20 protein-coding genes are annotated in these 19,601 nt (G+C 38.6%); 7 read left to right on the forward strand and 13 right to left on the reverse strand.

What is annotated here, in order from left to right; all coding sequences use genetic code 11:
- Positions 1 to 7: 7 nt before the first annotated feature.
- The 8 genes from leuB to AC1DCY_RS02760 all read right to left on the reverse strand — a co-directional run bounded on the left by leuB (position 8) and on the right by AC1DCY_RS02760 (position 11,190).
- Positions 8 to 1,108 carry a 3-isopropylmalate dehydrogenase gene (gene leuB / locus AC1DCY_RS02725; protein WP_477347225.1) on the reverse strand — a complete coding sequence of 367 codons (1,101 nt, stop codon included), beginning with the start codon at positions 1,106 to 1,108 and terminating at the stop codon, positions 8 to 10.
- 170 nt (positions 1,109 to 1,278) lie between these two features.
- Entirely contained in the window at positions 1,279 to 2,814 is a 1,536-nt protein-coding gene (locus AC1DCY_RS02730; RefSeq protein ID WP_477347226.1) for a 2-isopropylmalate synthase, read from the reverse strand.
- Positions 2,801 to 3,835, reverse strand: a complete 1,035-nt coding sequence (gene ilvC / locus AC1DCY_RS02735; RefSeq protein ID WP_100543809.1) for a ketol-acid reductoisomerase — start codon at positions 3,833 to 3,835, stop codon at positions 2,801 to 2,803. Before ilvC ends, AC1DCY_RS02730 begins: the two co-directional genes overlap by 14 nt.
- Positions 3,836 to 3,934: 99 nt before the next feature.
- A complete protein-coding gene (gene ilvN, locus AC1DCY_RS02740) occupies positions 3,935 to 4,450 on the reverse strand; it encodes an acetolactate synthase small subunit (protein ID WP_049664470.1) in 516 nt (171 codons plus the stop codon).
- Positions 4,447 to 6,213 carry a biosynthetic-type acetolactate synthase large subunit gene (ilvB, locus tag AC1DCY_RS02745; RefSeq protein ID WP_477347229.1) on the reverse strand — a complete coding sequence of 589 codons (1,767 nt, stop codon included), beginning with the start codon at positions 6,211 to 6,213 and terminating at the stop codon, positions 4,447 to 4,449. The genes ilvN and ilvB overlap by 4 nt, the downstream gene beginning before the upstream one ends.
- 464 nt (positions 6,214 to 6,677) lie before the next feature.
- Positions 6,678 to 8,348, reverse strand: a complete 1,671-nt coding sequence (gene ilvD / locus AC1DCY_RS02750; protein WP_477347231.1) for a dihydroxy-acid dehydratase — start codon at positions 8,346 to 8,348, stop codon at positions 6,678 to 6,680.
- 356 nt (positions 8,349 to 8,704) lie between these two features.
- The gene (locus AC1DCY_RS02755) at positions 8,705 to 10,027 is read right to left on the reverse strand and encodes a D-arabinono-1,4-lactone oxidase (RefSeq protein ID WP_477347232.1); all 1,323 of its coding nucleotides are present in this window, start codon (positions 10,025 to 10,027) and stop codon (positions 8,705 to 8,707) included.
- Complete coding sequence (locus AC1DCY_RS02760; RefSeq protein ID WP_477347234.1) at positions 10,015 to 11,190, reverse strand: amino acid deaminase/aldolase; 1,176 nt, start codon at positions 11,188 to 11,190, stop codon at positions 10,015 to 10,017. The genes AC1DCY_RS02755 and AC1DCY_RS02760 overlap by 13 nt, the downstream gene beginning before the upstream one ends.
- Positions 11,191 to 11,608: 418 nt before the next feature.
- Here AC1DCY_RS02760 and AC1DCY_RS02765 point away from each other — a divergent pair, with 418 nt between their 5' ends.
- The 3 genes from AC1DCY_RS02765 (at position 11,609) to AC1DCY_RS02775 (ending at position 12,990) form a co-directional block, all read left to right on the forward strand.
- Positions 11,609 to 12,154: a cysteine hydrolase family protein gene (locus tag AC1DCY_RS02765; protein ID WP_477347236.1), complete on the forward strand. Its 546-nt coding sequence runs from the start codon at positions 11,609 to 11,611 to the stop codon at positions 12,152 to 12,154.
- A gap of 199 nt (positions 12,155 to 12,353) precedes the next feature.
- Positions 12,354 to 12,611 (forward strand): GlsB/YeaQ/YmgE family stress response membrane protein, encoded by a 258-nt coding sequence (locus tag AC1DCY_RS02770; RefSeq protein WP_142507034.1) that lies wholly within the window; start codon positions 12,354 to 12,356, stop codon positions 12,609 to 12,611.
- Between the two features lie 166 nt (positions 12,612 to 12,777).
- The gene (locus tag AC1DCY_RS02775; protein WP_477347238.1) at positions 12,778 to 12,990 is read left to right on the forward strand and encodes a hypothetical protein; all 213 of its coding nucleotides are present in this window, start codon (positions 12,778 to 12,780) and stop codon (positions 12,988 to 12,990) included.
- A gap of 98 nt (positions 12,991 to 13,088) precedes the next feature.
- On the opposite strand, the gene AC1DCY_RS02780 is transcribed toward AC1DCY_RS02775, so the two are convergent.
- Positions 13,089 to 13,787, reverse strand: coding sequence for a lytic transglycosylase domain-containing protein (locus tag AC1DCY_RS02780; protein ID WP_477347240.1), 699 nt, complete (start codon positions 13,785 to 13,787; stop codon positions 13,089 to 13,091).
- A gap of 169 nt (positions 13,788 to 13,956) precedes the next feature.
- Here AC1DCY_RS02780 and mscL point away from each other — a divergent pair, with 169 nt between their 5' ends.
- Entirely contained in the window at positions 13,957 to 14,346 is a 390-nt protein-coding gene (mscL, locus tag AC1DCY_RS02785) for a large conductance mechanosensitive channel protein MscL (protein ID WP_477347242.1), read from the forward strand.
- 116 nt (positions 14,347 to 14,462) lie between these two features.
- Here the strand turns inward: mscL and AC1DCY_RS02790 are convergent, their stop codons facing one another.
- Entirely contained in the window at positions 14,463 to 15,011 is a 549-nt protein-coding gene (locus AC1DCY_RS02790) for a Rossmann-fold NAD(P)-binding domain-containing protein (RefSeq protein WP_477347244.1), read from the reverse strand.
- Between the two features lie 188 nt (positions 15,012 to 15,199).
- Between AC1DCY_RS02790 and AC1DCY_RS02795 the strand changes: the two genes are divergently transcribed.
- Together AC1DCY_RS02795 and metC are read left to right on the forward strand one after the other, a co-directional pair.
- Positions 15,200 to 16,333, forward strand: coding sequence for a methionine biosynthesis PLP-dependent protein (locus tag AC1DCY_RS02795; RefSeq protein ID WP_477347246.1), 1,134 nt, complete (start codon positions 15,200 to 15,202; stop codon positions 16,331 to 16,333).
- On the forward strand, positions 16,317 to 17,483 hold the full coding sequence (metC, locus tag AC1DCY_RS02800; RefSeq protein WP_477347248.1) for a cystathionine beta-lyase: 1,167 nt from the start codon (positions 16,317 to 16,319) through the stop codon (positions 17,481 to 17,483). Before AC1DCY_RS02795 ends, metC begins: the two co-directional genes overlap by 17 nt.
- A gap of 79 nt (positions 17,484 to 17,562) precedes the next feature.
- Here the strand turns inward: metC and AC1DCY_RS02805 are convergent, their stop codons facing one another.
- Complete coding sequence (locus AC1DCY_RS02805; protein ID WP_477347250.1) at positions 17,563 to 17,991, reverse strand: NUDIX hydrolase; 429 nt, start codon at positions 17,989 to 17,991, stop codon at positions 17,563 to 17,565.
- Between the two features lie 68 nt (positions 17,992 to 18,059).
- Here AC1DCY_RS02805 and AC1DCY_RS02810 point away from each other — a divergent pair, with 68 nt between their 5' ends.
- Positions 18,060 to 18,545 (forward strand): N-acetyltransferase family protein, encoded by a 486-nt coding sequence (locus tag AC1DCY_RS02810; protein WP_477347251.1) that lies wholly within the window; start codon positions 18,060 to 18,062, stop codon positions 18,543 to 18,545.
- A gap of 45 nt (positions 18,546 to 18,590) precedes the next feature.
- Here the strand turns inward: AC1DCY_RS02810 and AC1DCY_RS02815 are convergent, their stop codons facing one another.
- Together AC1DCY_RS02815 and AC1DCY_RS02820 are read right to left on the reverse strand one after the other, a co-directional pair.
- Positions 18,591 to 18,902, reverse strand: coding sequence for a cupin domain-containing protein (locus tag AC1DCY_RS02815; RefSeq protein WP_477347253.1), 312 nt, complete (start codon positions 18,900 to 18,902; stop codon positions 18,591 to 18,593).
- A gap of 43 nt (positions 18,903 to 18,945) precedes the next feature.
- Positions 18,946 to 19,488: an N-acetyltransferase family protein gene (locus AC1DCY_RS02820; protein ID WP_477347255.1), complete on the reverse strand. Its 543-nt coding sequence runs from the start codon at positions 19,486 to 19,488 to the stop codon at positions 18,946 to 18,948.
- Positions 19,489 to 19,601 lie beyond the last annotated feature (113 nt).

Genomic DNA, 19,601 nt, shown 5'->3' on the forward strand with positions numbered 1-19,601 from the left:
CTATTTCTTAAATGTATGTTGTCATAATGCTTTCTGAAACAAAACTTGTATCAATCTCGTTAATTACTTTATCTGTCCATTCATTCGTCGATAGTATACGACTGCCATCACGTGCAAGGTCTGCCGTGAAATAGCCATCATCAAATACTGCACTTACAGCACGCTCGATTTCTGCAGCCTCTTCTTTTAAGCCAAATGAATATTGTAGCATCATGGCAACTGAAAGAATTGTTGCAGCTGGATTTGCAACGCCTTGGCCAGCAATTTCTGGTGCTGAGCCATGTACTGGTTCATATAAACCAAAATTATCTCCGCGAATGGATGCAGATGGTAGTACGCCTAAAGAGCCTGTAATAACAGATGCTTCATCACTTAAAATATCTCCAAACATATTTTCAGTAACTACTACATCAAAATGACAAGGATTTGTAATTAATTTCATAGCAACTGAGTCTACTAAATTGTGTTCCACTTGCACATCTGGATACTCTTTTTTCTTCGCTTCTACAACTTCGCGCCATAAACGACTTGTTTCAAGTACATTAGCTTTATCAACAGAGCATAATTTGCCTCCACGTAAACGTGCTAATTCAAAGGCATTTTCAACAATACGCTCAACTTCTGCAGTTGAGTAAACAGTTGTATCAATCGCGCCATTCTCAGTACGCATACGTGGTTCCCCGAAGTATACGCCGCCTGTTAATTCACGTACAATCATTAAATCGACGTTTTCGGCTACTTCACGCTTTAATGGTGAAGCATCTAGTAAACTCGGGAACGCCTTTACTGGACGTAGGTTTGCGAATAAGTCAAAGTGTTTGCGAATACGTAGTAATCCTTTTTCTGGACGTAATTCAGGTGGATTATTATCCCATTTCGGGCCACCAACGGCACCAAGTATAACTGCGTCACTATTTTCACACATCTCAATTGTTTCATCTGGTAGTGGATTATTGTGTTGGTCGATGGCAGCGCCTCCGATTGTTGCATAACCTAAATGGAATGTATGGTTGAATCGTTTACCAATCACCTGTAATACACGTACAGCAGAAGCAACAACCTCTGGCCCAATTCCGTCACCAGGAAGTACTGTAATTTTTTTCTCCATCGTCAAAACACCTTTCTTTGTATAGCGTTGAACTACGCTATTTTAGTAAGACTCTCACCTATTTTAATAGGTGAGGTCATCAATATTACGACTACACGTAATTGGCATCATTGCGTTTATGATGTGAATGATCTGACTCAATTCACTACCATTAAAATTTGCGACATTCATTAACTTACAGGCTGTGTACGAAGGCTTGCTTGAATTAAATGACGGTTGATCGCATTTAAATAAGCTTTTGCCGATGCTTCTAAAACATCCTGTGATGAGTTTCGTCCGGTTGTTGAAATGCCATCATATCGAATATTAATTACAGCTTCTCCTAATGCATCTCGTCCCTTACCAACGGACTTAACTCGATAATCAGCCACATGAATATCTCCTTGAACAAGTTGCTCAAGTGTATTGAAAATAGCTTCCACCGAGCCTGAACCCGTTGCCACAACGGTCTTTTCCAAACCATCTGGTGTTAAAACAATCGCTGTTGCTGTTGGTATATTTTCTGTACCATATTGCACCTGTACCATCTTTAATTCGTAGAGTGGAACATCTTCAATTTGAACTTGTTGCTCAGTAAGAAGCGTTAGTAAATCTTCTTCTGTAATTTCTTTTTTACGATCAGCAAGCTTTTTAAATTCAGTAAATGCTTTATTTAGTTTTTCATCCGAAAGATTGAAGCCCATTGTTTCTGCTCGGTCACGGAATGCTGCGCGACCTGAGTGTTTACCTAGAACGAGTGGTACTTCCCCTTCACCAATAAGGGCAGGTGAAATAATTTCATACGTTTCAGGATTTTTTAACACACCATCTTGGTGAATACCAGATTCGTGTGCAAATGCATTTTTACCAACAATCGCTTTATTTGGTTGAATAACTACATTCGTAAGCTTACTGACTAATTGAGATGTACGCTTAATTTCTTGTAAATGAATACCTGTTTCTACTGGGTAAATATCTTTACGAATATGAAGGGCAACTGCGATTTCTTCAAGCGCAACATTTCCAGCGCGCTCTCCGATACCGTTAATCGTCCCCTCTACTTGTGAGGCACCATTTTCAATGGCTGCAATTGTATTAGCGGTTGCCATACCTAAATCATCATGGCAATGTGCCGAGAATTTAACCTTGTCAGCACCTTTTACGTTTTCAAGTAGGAATTTAAATAATGCACCATACTCTTGTGGCGATGCATATCCTACTGTGTCAGGTACATTAATGGTTGTTGCACCTGCCGCCACAACTTCATTCATAATACGTACTAAAAATTCACGATCTGAGCGAAATGCATCTTCTGCAGACCATTGTACAAGCGGAAAGAATTTTTTCGCATACTTTACGGCTTCAACCGCTTGTTCTACTACTTGATTGGGTGATTTTTTTAGCTTGTATTCCATATGAATTGGGGAAGTTGCTAGGAAAATATGAATGTGCGGCTGTTCGGCCACTTTAATCGCTTCCCATGTTGTGTCGATATCTTTTTGTACACAGCGAGCTAAGCCAGTTACGATTGAGTTTTTCACTGTTCCTGCAATACGATTTACCGCCTCAAAGTCACCGGGTGACGAAGGAAAACCTGCTTCAATAATTGTCACTCCTAGGCGCTCCAGTTGCTTAGCGATTTCAATCTTCTCTGCTGTGTTTAGATTAATGCCAGCAGATTGTTCGCCGTCGCGAAGGGTAGTATCGAAAATATCAATTTTTCGCACTTGCAGCCACTTCTCTCACAACTTTTTCTTTACCTTCGTTGATGAATGGCATCATAGCACGTAATTTAGCACCAACTTCTTCGATTTGGTGGTTTGCACCAGCTTCTTTGAATTTTGTATATTCTGGACGACCGTTTTCGTTTTCTTGAATCCAGCGACGAGCGAATGTACCATCTTGGATATCCGTTAATACATCTTTCATACGAGCTTTAACTGAGTCATCGATAATGCGTGGTCCTGCAACATAGTCACCCCACTCTGCAGTATCTGATACTGAGTAACGCATTGTTGCCATACCACCCTCAAACATAAGGTCAACAATTAATTTTAGTTCGTGAAGTGTTTCAAAGTATGCTAATTCTGGTTGGTAGCCAGCTTCTACTAAAGTTTCGAAACCTGCTCTTACTAATTGTGTAGCACCACCACAAAGTACAGCTTGCTCACCGAATAAATCAGTTTCAGTTTCTTCTTTGAATGTTGTTTCAAGTAAACCGCCACGAGCTGCACCGATTCCTTTACCGTATGCAAGAGCTAAATCTTTTGCTTGACCAGTTGCATCTTGATGAATTGCGAATAAGCCTGGTACTCCAGCACCTTCTTGGAATTGACGACGAACTAAGTGTCCTGGACCTTTTGGAGCAACTAAGAATACGTCTACATCTGCTGGTGGTGTAATTTGACCGAAATGAATGTTAAAGCCGTGTGCAAACATAAGTGCTTTACCCGCTTCAAGATGTGGAGCAATTTCAGCCTCATATACAGCTTTTTGACGCTCATCTGGAAGTAAAATTTGGATAACATCTGCTTCTTGCGCTGCTTCAGCAACAGTTTTTACATCTATTCCATCCGCTTTTGCTGCATCGAATGATCCGCCTGGACGAACTCCTACTACTACATCGAATCCTGATTCTTTAAGGTTTAATGCATGTGCATGACCTTGTGAACCATAACCGATGATTGCGATTTTTTTTCCTTTTAATACTTCCTCGTTGATGTTTTGTTCATAGTACATAGTAGCCATTGTTTGTTTCCTCCTAATTTTGGGTTTGTTTTTTCAACCTTAGATGCAAGCAAGCCAACTAAAGGCTATGCATCCAAAGCTGTGAATTTTATATGCAAACTATTTTAAAATAGAGAGCTGCGTATTTGAGATTTTTTGTGTTTCACGAACAGATGCAGTAGCCCCTGTACGCGTTAATTCTTTAATACCATAAGGTCGAATTAGTTCAATAAAGGCATCAATCTTATCTGGATCGCCTACTACTTGATATGTGACAACGTTTTTCGCTGTATCAATAATTTGTGGTCGGAATGGTTCGACAATTGAATTCATTTCCAATCGTAAGTTTGGTGGTGAAATTACCTTCACAAGTGCTAACTCACGAAGCACGATTGATTTATCTGTAATGTCATTGACCTTTAACACATCAATTTGCTTCGATAATTGCTTCACTAGCTGTTCAATTTTACGCTCATCTTCAACGTTGACAACAAAAGTCATTTTCGAAAAGTTTGGCTGTTCTGTATGACCAACTGTGATTGATTCAATATTAAATTGACGCTTCATAAGTAAGCCTGTTACACGGTTTAACACACCGCTTTGGTTAATCACTGTTACTGTAATTACTCGTTTCAATTCTTTTTCACCCCAATCATTTCATGTAAGCCTTTGCCTGGTGCTACCATTGGGTAAACACTTTGAAGTTGTTTAACACGACAATCAATTAGCGCAGGCTCATCAGAAAGTAGTGCCTCGCGGAAAATACTTTCCGCTTCATCGATTGTGTTAATTCGGTAGCCCTTAAGACCATATGCATCCGCCAATTTAACAAAATCTGGTTGAATCGGCATTAATGAAGATGAATAACGCTCCTCATAGAATGTTTCTTGCCATTGGCGTACCATTCCTAGACAGCTATTATTTAAAATCACTATCTTTACCGGTAAGTTGAATTCTTGTAGTATAGAAAGCTCTTGTGCAGTCATTTGGAATCCTGCATCACCTACAATGGAAACAACTTTTTTGTCTGGCTTCGCAAACTGGGCGCCAATTGCAGCTGGGAAGCCGAAGCCCATCGTACCAAGTCCACCAGACGTTACCCATCCGTGATCATTGTTTAAGCGATAATATTGTGCAGCCCACATTTGATGCTGACCAACATCTGTAGTGACAATTGCGTCACCTTCTGTAATTTTATGCACAAGCTCTAATGCTTCCTGCGGTAAAACTTCTTCGTCCGCTGACTCCTTGCTGTACCATAATGGATATTCTTTTGCATGATTATTTAAGAACGCTAGCCATTCTGTTGTATCTGGGCCATCGAAGTCCTTTTTCAATAATGCTTTTAATGCTTCTTTAGCATCTGCAACGATTGGAATATCTGTCGGAACGTTTTTTCCAATTTCCGCTGGATCGATATCGATGTGTATGATTGTTGCATTTGGAGCGAATGTTGCTAAATTACCAGTTAAACGGTCATCAAAGCGAGCTCCGATATTCAACAATAAATCTGATTTTGTAATAGCTGTGTTCGACGTTGCGGTTCCATGCATTCCTGCCATACCGAGGAATAATTCATGCTCTCCATGAATTGAACCAAGTCCTAATAAAGTGTTTGCTACTGGAATTTGGTATTTTTCAGCGAATGCTGTTAACTCTTCTTTGGCATCTGCAAAGAGGACACCAGCTCCAGCTAAAATGACTGGATTTTTGGCCAATGAAATCGCCTGAATGGCCTTTTGAACTTGTAAATAATTCGGTTTATATGTTGGCTGATAACCCGGTAAATATATTTCGTCAGGAGCCTGTGGTGGATTTTCCACATCAAATAACATTTGAGAAACGTTTTTCGGGAAATCCACTACAACAGGACCCTTTCGACCAGTGCTTGCAATATGGAAAGCCTCTTTAACAATACGCGGGATATCATTAACATCCTGTACCTGATAATTGTGCTTCGTAATCGGTGTCGTAATTCCCATAATATCCGCTTCTTGGAAAGCATCTGTGCCAATCACTGATGTTGAAACTTGACCTGTGAATACAACTAATGGGATGGAATCAATCATCGCATCAGCAATACCAGTTACTAAGTTTGTTGCCCCCGGACCGCTTGTTGCAATAACAACACCCGTTTTATTAGAAACCCGCGCATAACCTTCCGCTGCATGGATTGCGCCTTGTTCATGTCTAGTTAAAATATGACGGATTGGATTTTTATACATTGCATCATAAATTGGTAGTACTGCTCCACCTGGATAACCAAAAACAATTTCAACACCTTGTTCATGCAGTGCTTGAACTAATACGTCAGCACCATCTTTCGCTTGATAGGTTTGTTCAGCTTTTGCTGTTGTTGCTAATTCTTCTTTCTCATTGATAGAAACATTCGTACTCATCAAATATGCCTCCTTCTTATCATTCAATTTCACATCAGTAATGCGCATCATTGAAGTATTACAAGCTGGTTATCTCCTTGAAAAGAGATGACAGACTCTTTCTAATGTCGTAAAAAAATAAAAAGCCCTTTTCTCCACACGCAAAGAATTACCTTACGTAGGGATGAAAAAGACTTTCCATGGTACCACCCTTTTTTATAGCAAATAATTGCTACCTCGTGAATAAATATAAGCATTTATGCACCAATGCGAGAACATTCGCATCCAATACGGTGTCATAAATTATTTATTCATTAATAACGAGCACTTTCGATTATGCCCGGAGCTATCTAATGGCGAACACGCGTTTAATAGCTCACTCAGAGGGGATGTCGGATCTAGTTGTATCGCCGGCTTCCAGCACGACCGGCTCTCTGGTAAATACAAGGCTCTAGAACCTTTAACCTCATCAACGCTTTAACTTTTTAAATTTTCATAACGCCACCTGTAGAGGCGCTTGTTACTAATTTTGAATATCTTGCTAGCCAACCGCGCTTAATTTTCGGTTCAAATACCGGTAGTTTTGCACGACGTTCTGCTAATACTTCATCTGAAACTTCTAAATTGATAGTACGGTTTGGTAGATCAATTGTGATAATGTCACCGTTCTCTACTAAAGCGATTGGACCGCCTTCTGCAGCCTCTGGTGAAATATGTCCGATTGAAATACCACGAGATGCACCTGAGAAACGTCCATCTGTGATTAACGCAACCTTTGTACCAAGACCGCGACCTTGAATCGCAGACGTTGGTGCAAGCATTTCAGGCATCCCTGGGCCACCTTTTGGTCCTTCGTAGCGAATGACGACTACATGGCCCTCTTTAACTGTCCCGTTATCGATATTTTCCTGTGCCGCTTCTTGTGATTCGAAGACGATTGCTTCGCCTCTGAATACTTTGATAGAAGGGTCTACAGCTCCTACTTTAATAACAGAACCATCTGGTGCAATATTTCCAAATAACACGGATAATCCACCAACTGGACTATACGGATTATCTTTCGTACGAATAACTTCAGCATTTGTAATATGATAATCTTTTACAAGCTCACCCATTGATACTCCTGCAACGGTTGGTCGATCTGGGTGAATAGCACCTGGGATAGATGTTAATTCATTAATAATGGCACTAACACCACCCGCTTTATTAATATCATCCATTGAAATATCTGAAGCAGGCATAATTTTTGCTAGATATGGCACACGCTCTGCGACTTTATTAATATCTTCAATGTTATAATCGATTTCAGCTTCATTGGCGATTGCTAATGTATGGAGGACTGTATTTGTCGAACCACCCATCGCCATATCAAGTGCAAAGGCATCATCAATTGCTTCTTTAGTAATAATGTCACGAGGTTTGATGTCCTCTTTAATCATACGGACTAATTGTTTAGCAGCTTCTTTAATAAGCATATGACGCTCTTCAGAAGTAGCTACAATTGTTCCATTACCTGGTAAAGCTACTCCTAGCATTTCCATTAAACAGTTCATAGAGTTTGCAGTAAACATTCCTGAACATGAACCACATGTTGGGCATGCATTGTTTTCAATATCTAACAGCTCTTCAGCTGACATGTTGCCAGATTTATGAGCCCCTACACCTTCAAAAACTGATGTTAATGAAAGTTGTTTGCCAGTAGCAGAAGTACCTGCCTCCATTGGACCACCAGATACGAAAATTGACGGTACATTAGTACGAACTGCTGCCATTAACATTCCCGGTGTGATTTTGTCACAGTTAGGAATATAAAATACGCCATCGAACCAGTGTGCATTAATAACTGTTTCTGCAGAATCTGCGATAATTTCACGACTCGGTAAAGAGTAACGCATACCAATGTGTCCCATTGCAATGCCATCATCAACACCTATTGTATTAAATTCGAATGGAATACCACCCGCTTCAATAATGGCCTCTTTGACAACATCAGCAAATGTACGTAAATGAACGTGACCTGGTATAATGTCGATATAAGAATTACAAACCCCAATAAATGGCTTGCCTAAATCTTTCGCTTTTACTTTGCCTGTTGCATATAAAAGACTTCGATGTGGCGCACGATCTACGCCTACTTTAATCATGTCACTTCTCATTTTAAACGCCCCTCATTTATTGCTATGTTCGTTGCTATATACGAAATGTTCTGTCTATTTCGTTTTTGCGTATATGTTAATCTCCTAGAAGATTACTAACTGCTGTAACGAACGTGTTAAATTGTTGTTATCATAGTACGAAAAAAAGGTCTAGTCAACAGTATTTTTAGAATTGTTTGAACAATTTAAATAATATACAAAATTTGAAATCGTTTTCATGCTGATTAAGCATCACTTTTATCTCGCTTTGGAGAATATTTTGACATTTCGTTCAAATTTTAAAATTTTTAATAATCTCTCAACGATTTTTCCAAATCCTCCTGAAGTGGATGAATAGCTTTTTAATGAGGTAGCGCTTACAAAGTAAATAATTTTCTTAAGTACCCTGTCAAAAACACATTATCAGGATCGAATTGACTTCTAATGGCTAAAAATTTCTCGATATCTGGGTATAGCTCGTATACATATTTAGCAGTTAAATGACTTAGCTTGCCCCAATGCGGTCGTCCTTGATATTTCTTCATCATCGTATGGACCCATTCAAAATAAGGCTCTTCCTGCATTCCTTTATACATATGAAAGGCAATAAATGCTGATTCTTGTCCTTGAGTAGGACTTAAAAAACCTGCTTCCCCTGCCGTCGTCCGACATTCTAACGGAAAATGCACATCAAAAATCCCACTTTTAAAGGTAGCGTGGATCTCCTCCATACATGCCTTAAATTGTGCTAATGGAATAGCATATTCACTTTCTTGGAACTTTACGCTACGTGGAGACGGATAAATCTCATAGCTAATTCCTGTTTTCTCCCCTTCAACTACATTGGCTGCTGCTAATTTACTCATAGAACCACTTAACGAAGGCTTCCATTTACAAAGCTCGGACATAGCAAAAAAAGCACCGTTCTCTACTATTTGTAGTTTCAATGTTTCGATTCTTTTACTCCAATCACTTTGATAAACAGGCGCTATAGCGTTCATACGCTTCACTTGAATGGTTTCACTACCCGGAAAATAAAACCACTCAACATGTCGATTTTGTCGAATATCTTCAGCAAATATCGCCAGCCCATTTTCTAACGTATCTCTTGTGCTTATATAATGTAAGCTATATAGAGGTATCACCTTAATCGTTACTTTCACAAGCACGCCCAGCATTCCTAGTGAAACATGTAAAGCTTCAGATAAATCGTCCATTCCTCTCATATGCTCCCTATAAGTACCTGTACCATCTACAAAACCCCATCTTGTTACAGCTGAGGATAACGAACCGAGTGTTACACCTGTTCCATGGGTACCCGTTGACACTGCTCCTGCAATCGTCTGCTCTTGAATATCGCCGATATTTATAAGGGCAAATCCATGCTTCGCAAGCAACGGTCCTATTTCATATAAATACGTTCCGCCCCAAAGCGTCGCCTCTTGCTTCTCTTCGTTTACAGCTATGAGCCCACGCATATTATGTAAAGAAAGTGCTATATGCTCAGGCATAGCAACAGCGCTAAAAGAGTGAGCTGCACCTGTGACACGAATCGTTTTTCCTGACTCACGTGCATGCTTCACGATATTCGTAACCTCTTCAATAGATTGAGGCAAGTACATCTCAGACGGATAAGAGATGACATTACCAGCCCAGTTTGTCCACTTCTCACCATTTTTCCACTTATCTATAGAAAACATTGACCATCCCCCCTATAAGTTGAATACGCTCCTACATACTTGTCCCCTCTAATCCCATGTAGTTGTTGAAATCTTTCACAAAGTTCCCCAGCCTTCGCATGTCGAAAATATAGCGTGTCCCCTACGTTAACTTTTTTACGCTTTACTTTAACGGGTGTTTGAACTTCTCCTGCTCCTTCTAAGCTAAGATATGAAAAAAAGGTAGGCTCGTAGAATACCGGTAATCGATCAGCACTGATTGCTCCAGATGCTGTATAACCTCCACCATGACAAACAACAATATTTTTTTCAGGCTTTCTTGTTACACTTAAAGCAAATCCAGCTGCCTTTTCTAGCTGTAGATGTGTAAATTGATCGAACAAAGCTGGTGCATAAAATGCAGAGCCAACTGTAATTTCTGTTACTTCCTTCTGTTGTGCCGTGTATGCCATACTTCCTGAACCACCACCATTTACAAAGTGCAAGCTCGGAAAATAAGCTTTTATATGCGCGATTGCTAATCTACGAAACTGAGTAACTTGCTTTTTAGCTTGTAATTGCATTACTTCAATAAATTTCCCTTTAACAGCATTGGCTGGACGATTACCGACTCCTGCAATTTGAGCCTCATAGCCCATCGCTCCAACCACCTCAATAGATGCTTGATTTTTAATATATTCGAGGAATGGTGTAAGTGACTCAAGTGAATGGAGCGAAGAGCGTTTCGTACCAAAATAAAGCAGCTTAAAATCATTGGATACATTAATATCAATACATACTTGCACACGAACACCTAGTTCTTGCCCAAGCTTCGCCAAAAATTTGACATGTTCCCCCTTATCCACCATAAAAGTGACAGTTTTCCCCACCTTTACGAAATGTAATAACTGACGAACAGCAGCTTCTTCCATCACCGGATATCCAAGCAGTAAATCATCAAAATGCTGTTGTAGTAAAAATATTGTTTCTGCAGCTGTAAACGTCATAAATCCCGTCACATTGGATAGATTTTTTTGTAAATAACGTAATATCTCCACAGAGCGGACTGATTTCGTTGCAATACGTATATTTTTTTCTCCACAAGCGTTGTGTACGGTTAAAATATTGTGATCCAATGCATCAAAGTCCAACCAAGCAAATGGACGTTCTAGTTCATGAAACGCGTGATCGAATCTAGTGGTCATGCTATCATTCCTTTGTCTTTGATTTCATTATAAAAATTCCTATTAGTAAAAATTATATTTAGACAATAAAAAACAACCGTGGACATGTAATCAAATTTGTCTTCACGGTTGTTTTAATAATGGACAAGCATTTAACTCACCTTTCTATTATTTTAAGAGATTACGAGGAGAATATGAAATCCGCTGCTAAATTTAGTAACACTAGCAGATGTAAGCCTGCAATAAGTAATCCTTGGCGATTCAAACGTTTCATAGCTGTCATATTCATATAGACCACTCTCCTTTTTTTCACATTATACTCTCAGAAAAATCAATTATCAAACTATTCGTAATATTAAATTTGAATCATTTTTCTGACAAACAGGCCCAAATATGGCATGATAAAAGTGATATTATACCTATAGGGAGAGTGAAAAGGTTGAAAAAGGCTTTATTAGTAATTGATTATACGTATGATTTTGTCGCTTCTGATGGAAAACTAACTTGTGGAGAGCCCGGTCAAGCATTAGATAAAAAAATTTCATCCTTAATTCAAAAATTTATTAATGACAACGAATTTGTCGTTTTTGCGAATGATCTACATGAGGAAGATGATCCGTTCCATCCTGAAACAAAGCTATTTCCTCCTCATAATATTCGTGACACTAAAGGACGTCATTTATACGGGCAAGTTGGCGAAATTTATAACCTTCACAAGGATAAAGCTTTGTGGCTCGATAAAACTCGCTATAGCGCATTTGCCGGAACCAATTTATCGATTTTATTGAATGAGCGAGGAATCAAAGAAATTCATTTAGTTGGAGTTTGTACTGATATTTGTATTTTACATACAGCAGTTGATGCTTATAATTTGGGCATTTCAACGGTTGTTTATGCAGATGGTGTTGCAAGTTTTGATGCTGCAGGTCATGAATGGGCATTACGTCATTTTGAACATACACTAGGAGCAACAGTTGTTAAGTAATTAATTTCGCTTTCCACCTCAGAGGCGGGAATCTTCTGTACGTGTCGCTACGCATTCGGTACAAAAAACAATGCTGAATGAAAAACATTATCGTGAATTTGTAATAATTACTAATGAAGCGAGACGCGTTTAATATACTCCATTCAGGGCATAACTAAGCAATCGCCATTATATCTTAATTTTAAGGAGATGAAAAAAAATGATTAGCTTCATCTGGTATTTAATCATCGGCGGAGTTTTAGGTTGGTTAGCTGGCGTAATTTTAGGTAAAGATGTACCTGGCGGCATCATTGGAAATATTGTTGCAGGGGTTGTCGGTTCTTGGATCGGTAGTATGGTTCTTGGCAACTGGGGTTGGCGAGTTAGTAACTTTTACGTATTCCCAGCATTAATTGGTGCTGTAGTGCTAATTTTCATTGTAAGCATTATTTTAAAAAGTATGCGTAAAGCAACCTAAATATGTAATAAAGAGCCATCATTTTGATGGCTCTTTATTACATATTTTTGATGTGGCAATGTTTTACATGAGTTTGTCAGTCCCTTTCGCATGTAAAATACCCATTCGAATTTCCTTTTTATAACAACAAAAATAATTTTAATTACATACCAGGAGATTTGGTTGAATGGAGTGGAGACAGGGTGACTCCTTGGGGATTAGCAATAGGGGAACGAAGGCTAAAACCATCACGTCCTGTGATAACGCCTTCGTAAACCTCGTGTTGGCCCGAGACCCTGGAGCGAGCATCGCGAGTGAAGCAGCTCATCGGACGCCCCCAGGAAGCTCTGCTCTGCGCGAAAGCGTCAGCGGCAAATGTTTTATCTGTGCGAAAGCGTAGCGACAGCAACAACAAAGCGCCCAGTCGGAACGGAAATCAACCCCACGTTTTGCCAAATTACAATATTTTATTAAAGAGCCATCTTTTTTGATGGTATTTTACTTTTCTTTATTTAAAACAACTGCTTCCTTTAACTCATCATGATAGTCATTATACAAATTAAAATAATGTAACACCTTTTTAACATACTCATCACTGTGATTGTACGTAAAAACTGCTTGCTTTATATGACCATCTGCTGCACCATTTTTCGATAAATAATTCGCGGCACTAAATATAGCGTCCTCAATATCATAAGGATTTGCTAGGCCATCTCCATTAGCATCTACACCGTATCCTCCATATTTTTTTATGGTTTCTGGATTCATTAATTCAGTCTTCGATATATCCCCTTTTCCTAAACCCGAGCAGGAAGGATGTTGCCAGCCGACAAAAGTACAAGGCATAAATTGCATAGGTCCTTCTGCGCCAGCTGGTGAAACGAGCGATTTCATTGAGGAAAATCGTGTTTCAATTCGATGATGGGCGGCAAGTAAAGTCCAAGGTACGCCGTATTTCTCTTCTGCTGCTACATAGATCGGAATATATTGCTCAGGAATTTTCATATCGAAATTTTGTTGAATTTCTTCTAGTGCTTTTTCCCGCGCTAATTTTTCAAATATAGGTAATGTTTGTAGCTCCTTCCATGCAAAAAAGGCGAAAACACAAACAGTTATCGCTATTGGTATTAATAAAGCTATCATGCCTAATTGAGCGGAAGGCGATAGCATCGGTTTTTTCTTCTTTTTTTTCGCCATATGTCACACCTAATCTTTTATTCTATTTCTATATTACCAAAAATTTCGGTTATATAGCAGATTTGTTCAGTATAAAATTACCACTACTTTAATAGTTGAAAAGGAAGGGAAAAATATAGTAAAATATAATTCGATTATTTTATATGGATAATAATAGGAGGAATTTGTTTTGTGGAAAGACTTTAAAGAATTTGCTATGAAAGGCAATATTGTCGATCTAGCAGTAGCAGTAGTAATTGGTGGTGCTTTCGGTAAAATTGTTACCTCCTTAGTTGAAAATATCATTATGCCATTAGTCGGTGTCTTAACTGGCGGTATTGATTTAACAGAAAGCTTTAAGTATGGCTCAGGTGACGCGCAAATAAAATTAGGAATATTTTTACAGTCAATTCTTGACTTTGTAATAATCGCATTTGCAATTTTCATGGCATTACGAATTATGACTAAGCTAACTCGTAAAAAAGAAGAGGCTGTCGTGGAAGAACCAGCACCAGAATTGGATACTAAAGAAGAGCTTTTAAAAGAAATTCGAGATTTATTAAAAAAAGAACAAGCTTAAATTAAAATCAATTATGCCTCGGCATTTCAGCGGATATTTCCGACACCCGCTGTAAGAAGTTAAAAAGAATCTGCCTATTACCTCAACTTATGCCGAGGTAATAGGCAGATTCTTTTTTAAGGACGTAAATTCCATGGTTCAAATATTCCCACATGTTTTTCCGGTATTTCCTGCTCTATTGCATCTATAATTCCTTCGGCAATTTCACTATTTGTTAGCCATCTTGAAGAGTTGTTATCTTCTATAATAAATCCAAGTTTCACCTCTCTATAATTTATATTAGAAGGTATATAACTTTTTGTACTATCATTATTTATGTAAGCGCTACTCCCTTTTATTTGGTATAAAAACATATTTTTTGTGGAAGGAATTGCTTGCAAAAGCGACTCCCAAACTCTTGTATCAGAGCCATGAATCCAAGCAATAATACAATCAAACGATCTATTAGATTCTTGAGACTCTATTAATGCTGTTTTAAAGCTATTGTAATTCGTATAATCAACTAATATAGGCGTTAATTTTGAAGCATTTTTAGTTTCTTTTATCAAATTTTGCATTTTCTTTTGCTGTCTCCCGATAACGGTTACATGATTACCTTGCTGTATAAGCCATACAACAACGTCCTTTAGCATTCCTGTTCCACCTATTACTAACCAATGCTTCATTTAATTTTCTTCCCTTCCTTATCTCCTACTATTCCTAGATGATTAAATATAAACAATCTCGCTAATTTTCTGAAATTACCTTGTTCTTCTTAAGTATACATGTTAAATTGGTAACAATTATTGAGAATATGGGGAAAAGAATGTCTAATAGACTCCCCTTTTATTATGACGAAGAAAAGAGTGACGACATGACAAACAGCAGAAGTATTGAAACAAAACTAGTACAACTTGGGAATTTAAGTGATCCTAGAACAGGCGCTGTCAGCCCTCCTATCCATTTATCGACAGCTTACAAACATACAGGTATCGGAGAATCCACTGGGTTTGATTATGCACGTACTAAAAATCCAACTCGTGCTCTATTAGAAGAAGGAATTGCAGATTTAGAGGGCGGAGATGCTGGCTTTGCCTGTAGCTCTGGGATGGCTGCTATTCAATTAGTTCTATCATTGTTTAAGCCAGGTGATGAATTAGTGGTGCCTGATGATTTATATGGTGGTACATATCGACTTTTTAATTTCTTTGAAGAAACATATAACATTAAGCCTGTTTACTCAAAATTTGAATCAGTTGAACAGGTAGAAGCATTAATTAACGACAATACGCGTGCTCTATTTATTGAAACACCAACAAATCCGCTTATGCAGGAATTTGATTTGCAAGTATATGCTGAATTAGCTCATAAGCATGGAGCATGGTTAATTGTCGATAATACGTTCTATACACCATATTTCCAACGTCCAATCGAAATAGGTGCAGACATTGTCATTCATTCGGCAACTAAATATATCGGTGGTCATAATGATGTGTTAGCTGGTTTAGTTGTCGCTAAGGGTGCCGAACTAGCAGAACGCATTGGCTATATTCATAATGGTAGCGGTATGGTTTTAGGAGCGATGGATTCCTGGCTACTTATTCGTGGATTAAAAACAATGCATCTTCGATTAAAACAGCACGATGCGAACGCCAAAGCAATTGCCGCATATTTAGAGGAAGAAGAGCTTGTAACAGACGTGCTATACACAGGAAAAGGTGGCATGCTTTCATTCCGCTTGGAAAAGGCTGCGTGGATTGACCCATTCCTTCGAAACTTGAAACTAATTACTTTTGCTGAGAGCCTTGGTGGTGTTGAAAGCTTTATTACGTATCCTGCTACTCAAACGCATGCAGACATGCCTTATAAGGAGCGTATTGAACGTGGTGTATGTGACCGATTACTGCGCTTCTCTGTTGGCGTTGAAGAGGCTGAAGATTTAATTACGGATTTAAAACAAGTATTCGACACCCTTAGAAAAGAGGTTAAAAATGAAGCAGCATATTGAGACAAGCCTAATTCACGCAGGTGTTCGTGACGGCTATGAAAATAAAAAAGGCGCAGTCAATGTGCCTATGTATTTATCATCTACTTTCCATCAGGAGAGTATCGATGAATTCGGTGAATATGATTACGCACGTTCTGGCAACCCTACGCGGGATGCATTAGAAAAAGCAGTAGCTGAGCTCGAAGGCGGAGTACGTGCCCATGCATTTTCTTCTGGGATTGCCGCTGTATCTGCAGCATTAATGCTATTATCTCAGGGTGATCATATTGTCATTACGGAGGATGTTTATGGAGGAACATACCGCTTCGTCTCCAAAGTATTACCACGCTTCGGTATTTCCCATACTTTCGTTGATTTCACAGATTTAGCGGCAGTAGAAGCAGCCATTACACCATCTACAAAGCTACTCTATATGGAAACACCGTCGAATCCAACACTTGGCATTACGGATATTCGCGGAATAGTAGCACTTGCTAAGCAGTATAATTGCTTAACGTTTTTAGACAATACGTTTATGACACCTTTACACCAACGTCCACTTGAGTTAGGTGTCGATGTTGTTATTCATAGTGCTACAAAGTTTTTATCTGGGCATTCCGATATTATTGCGGGATTGACAGTAACTGCTGACGAAAAACTTGGGCAGGATCTGTACTTTATCCAAAATTCATTCGGCAATATATTAGGTGTACAGGATTGCTTTACTTTATTGCAAAATATTAAAACGACAGATGTGCGTTTTAGTCGTTCCGCTGAATCGGCACAGAAGATTGCGGAGTTTTTAGCTGCGAATTCCCTTGTCGAGCAAGTATACTACCCAGGGCTTGCATCACATCCTGGCTATGAGATTCATCATAGCCAATCTACGAGTGCAGGAGCAGTACTATCCTTCCGCCTAGCAAGCTATGAAGCTGCAAAAGCTCTAGTAGAAGCAATGAAAATTCCAGTTTTCGCTGTCTCTCTTGGTGGCGTTGAATCGATTTTATCCTACCCTGCTAAAATGAGTCATGCAGCAATGGAGCCTGAGGAGCGTGCAAAACGTGGAATTACTGATGGACTATTACGTTTCTCAGTAGGACTTGAGCATGTTGACGATCTGATCGCGGATTTCGCACAAGCATTAGATGTGATTGCCGCAAAAGCTATATAACAACAAAACAACCGCGTTTCCGATTGATGGAAACGCGGTTTTGTTCATAATGTACTTAGTAAATGTTTATGTTTAACAATCAATTGTTCACACGGGCTAGTACTCGATATAAATAATCTCCATGGCCCTTTGCTAATGTTACTTCTTGTTCATCTGTTATCCAGTAAAATGAAAACTCTAAGCCTGCCTCATTAACACCTGTCGGACAATGCTTCCAAGAATCTCGTTTTTCATTTGTCGTTAAATGATAAAAATAGCGTTTTTGTAATTGCCCTGAATGATGATTAAAATAATCCTGGGCAATTAACCCCTTCACTTCTAAATAGGATAAACCTGTCTCCTCAAACATCTCTCTTGTCACTGCTTCTAGCGGTGTTTCCCCTTCCTCTACCGTGCCTTTAGGAATTTGAATTCCTGCTCCTTCTGTATTTTGCTCAAATACTAGCACTTGTAACTGACCCTCATGCTCTCTCGTAATATAGCCAAATGCCTTTTCAACAACTTGCATGAAGTCATCCCCCTTCGCATGATTTAATGTTACAATAAATAGAAAAATTGGAATTGCGGTGAAAAGTATTGAAATCAATTATACGGCATATGCAAAAGAATGACATCATTTTTGTGCAAGAAATTGCCAAAAAAAGTTGGCATCAAACATACGAAGGAATTATCCCACATGAGATTCAAGATCGTTTTTTAGAAGCTGCTTATAGTAGTGATCGATTACTAAGTCGTTTAGAAAAAAGTCCATTTTTAGTTGCTATACTTGAAGAATCAATAGTAGGCTTTGCAAATTTTTCAAATGTTGTAGCTGGTGAGGCAGAACTTTACTCAATATATTTACTTCCCGAAACTCAGGGCAAAGGAATTGGTACAGCCCTATTACAGGAAGGAATCAAAATGCTTCCAGATTTAACATCACTGTTAGTTTGTGTAGAAAAGGAAAATACGATTGGCATGATCTTTTATCAAGCGAAGGGCTTCAAGAAATTGGAGGAGTTTGATGAGCTATTTGATGGTCATATATTAGAAACAGTTAAACTCTGCTTAAAAATAACTTAGTGTAACGGAGCAATAACTTACTCCGCTACACATTTTTTATGTATTCTATGCAAGATTGATTTGCTCGGATTGGATGACAAGTGCTGTTAAGCCTGAATCACTCCTGGATTCATGTGCTTCTCCTGTTTGCCAAAGAACACCTTCTCCAGTTTTTATGAATACTTTCTCTTGATCCCCACCACAAACCCATCCTTCACCATGAACCACAATAAATAACTGTGGTACAGGCGCCTCATGCATCCCAACAACACCACCGGGCTCTATATACATAAAGCCAATATTTGCAGGCTCCGCCGTTTTCATGATTTTCGTATAAAAAGCATCTATCGATTGATAATTATTAATTTGATTGGCCAATTCTTGTGTGAAATTATATTTTTTTATATCAGCATATTCCCCTTCAAATTTTTTCTACCATCCTGTACATTAAAACATCATCTATATATTCATTGTCATGTAGCTTTATTTCATTGATTTTTCTTCCTTCTTCAACAAATCCCATCTTTTTATAGAGCGCAATAGCCCTTTCGTTTGTTGAAAATACGCCAAGACCAATCTTTTCAATATAAGGGTTGTGCTCTGCCCATTCTAGTAGCTTTTCAATTAAAAGTTTGCCAATTCCTAGTCCACGATATTTATTAAGTACCATCATGCCAAAAGTACCTGTATGTGCTAATCGTTTTCTTTGTGGCGATTGAAATATAAGCCAGCCAACTATTTCTTCTTCATATTGTGCGATAAAAATTGTTTCTCGTTCATTTGTTATTTTCGCTTGTATCCATTCTCTTTGCTCATCAATCGTTCGCTGAAATTCATCTATTGTAGTAATTAAATAATCTTCTTCTGCTAAAACTTCTTGCTGGATTTCCAACAAAGCTTCAGCATCTTCTTGATAAGCAACTCTAATTTTGATTTTTTCTGTCAAATTCTCCTCACCTTTCATAAATTCATTAAGTCTCCTTTATGATTAATCATTAGTTTGAGAGCATTCCTAGATTAAAGATAATTTACCGTATTAGTATAGAACGTTATCTTCATAATAAAATTGTCTCCCTC

The sequence above is a fragment of the Lysinibacillus sp. 10T31 genome (genome assembly GCF_056394365.1).